The sequence below is a fragment of the Streptomyces sp. SID3212 genome (genome assembly GCF_009865405.1).
GTDB lineage: Bacteria > Actinomycetota > Actinomycetes > Streptomycetales > Streptomycetaceae > Streptomyces.
In genome coordinates, this window is the sequence record NZ_WWJY01001188.1 from 1 (window position 1) to 2,173 (window position 2,173).

At 72.8% G+C, this 2,173-nt stretch carries 2 protein-coding genes and 1 tRNA gene; all 3 read left to right on the forward strand.

What is annotated here, in order from left to right:
• On the forward strand, positions 1 to 687 hold a 687-nt coding region (locus GT042_RS35545), incomplete at its 5' end, for an amidase family protein (protein WP_272925807.1).
• Positions 688 to 1,040: 353 nt separating this feature from the next.
• On the forward strand, positions 1,041 to 1,799 hold the full coding sequence (locus GT042_RS35550; RefSeq protein WP_161312810.1) for an IclR family transcriptional regulator C-terminal domain-containing protein: 759 nt from the start codon (positions 1,041 to 1,043) through the stop codon (positions 1,797 to 1,799).
• Between the two features lie 299 nt (positions 1,800 to 2,098).
• Positions 2,099 to 2,172, forward strand: a tRNA-Lys gene (locus GT042_RS35555).
• The last annotated feature ends 1 nt before the right edge of the window (position 2,173 follow it).

Below are 2,173 nucleotides of genomic sequence, written 5' to 3' on the forward strand. Positions count from 1 at the left end.
GGCGGGCAGGACGGGCAGTTCGGGCCGGACGGCGACGGGACCGGGGGCGTACGGGGGCTGCGGATCGCGTACTCCCCGTCGCTGGGCGGCCAGGTGGCGGTGGACCCCGAGGTGGCGGCGGCCGTCCGGCGGGCGGTGGGCCGGCTGGCCGAGCTGGGCGCGTACGTGGAGGAGGCGGATCCGGACCTCACCGATCCGCTGGCGGCCTTCCACACGCTGTGGAGCAGCGGGGCCGCCCGGCTGCTCCAGCCCCTCGACCGCGACCAGTTGGCGCTGGTCGATCCGGGGCTGCGGGAGATGGCGGCGGCCGGGGCACGCCACAGCGCGCTGGACTACGTGGCGGCGACGGAGGTCAGGGTCCTGCTGGGCCGCCGGCTTGGCCTCTTCCACACGGTGTACGACCTGCTGGTCACGCCGACCCTGCCGATCACCGCGTTCGAGGCGGGCCGGGAGACGCCCGCCGGGTCGGGGCAGCGCCGCTGGACGGCGTGGACGCCGTTCACGTACCCCTTCAACCTCACCCAGCAGCCCGCCGCGACCGTGCCGTGCGGGGTCGACGGAAAGGGGCTGCCGATCGGGATCCAGCTGGTCGGGGCGCGGCACGCGGACGGGATGGTGCTGCGCGCGGCGCACGCGCTGTACGTGTCGGGCGCCGCGCGGATTCCGGCGCCGGCCGACACCTGCTGACCGCGCCCGCCGAGGCCGGATGCCCGCTCCCGCCGCCCCCGCCGACCCGCTGCGAGCGTACGGTGAGGCTTTGCGGAAGGGTCCGCTTGCCGTTCGCGTGGGGAAGTCGCACCGCGCTCCCCGGCCTGTCGGGAGCCCGGCGGGAGGTACGCCCGGGGCTCTGACCTCGCACTCCGCTTACGCGGTATGACAGTGTCATATGCCATGGTGACGGGGGTCGGCGCACGCCACCGGGCCACTCCGTTCTTCTCCTCAACAGCCGCCCCGCACGGGGGCCTTGGCGGTTATCGTGGGTGCGTAATCCTGCGGTCACTACCTGCTGTCAACCCGCTGACAACCTGCTAGGGGGAGCCGTGGCGCTGAAGCCGGAGCCGACCGCGCCGTTCCACTCGGTGCACTACGTCCTGCGTGTCCTGGAGACGGTGTCCAAGTACGGCGGCGGGGTGACGGACGTCCAGATCGCCCGCGAGACGGGCCTGCCCACCGGGCATCTGGCGCCGATGCTCTCCATGCTGCGGCGCGAGGGGTACGTCGAGCAGGTCGCGGACGGCGCCTACACGATCGGCGACTCGCTCGTCCTGCTCGGTTCCGGGGCCGCCCGGAAAGAGGCGCTGGAGGCCAAGCTCCAGGACGACCTGACCAAGCTGCGCGACTCCGTGGGCGCGGCGGTGTACATGAGCCGGTACATCGACGGCGAGATCAAGGTGACCCGGATCGCGGACGGGCCCGGCACGCCGGCGGTGAACGAGTGGGTGGACTTCCGGTCCGCCGCGCACGCCAGCGCCATAGGGAAGTGCCTGCTCACGCAGTTGGACCAGAACGGGCGCCGGGACCATCTGGCGCGCCACAAGGTGGCCCGCTTCACGTCCCGCACGATCACCAGCGAGCGGCTGCTGCTCTCGCGGCTGGACGGGCAGCCGCCGACGGTGCCGGTGCTGGATCTCCAGGAGTACGCCGTGGGGACGGTGTGCGCGGCCGTGCCGCTGACGGCCGGCTCGGCGGTGGGCTGCCTCGCGCTGTCGCTGCCGGTCGAGGACGCGCACCGGCTGCGGTCGGCGGCGGCGAGACTGAATCGCGGCGCGGCTCCGATGGCGCTGTCGCTGACCCTCTGAATCGGCGTCTCAAACCGATCTGGCGACCCTTCGCCAACCTCTCCCGCGGCTATTCACACCGCGTCGCACCCTCACTACGCTTGGTGACTGTGCCGCTGGGAAGTGCCCGCGTCGCAGACACGAAGGCGATCGCTTGCCAGGGAGCGCGCGCCGGGGGCCGCCTTCGACGGCCTCCTGAGGACCGCCCCGCCGAGGGGCTGACAGGACCCGGGCCACGGCCTCCCCCCTTCCTCCCCGGGGCGGGGAAGGCCGTGGTCCGGAGCACCCCCGGGCACCGGGTATTATTTTCGAGTCAGCAGGCGCCGTTAGCTCAGTTGGTTAGAGCAGCTGACTCTTAATCAGCGGGTCCGGGGTTCGAGTCCCTGACGGCGCAC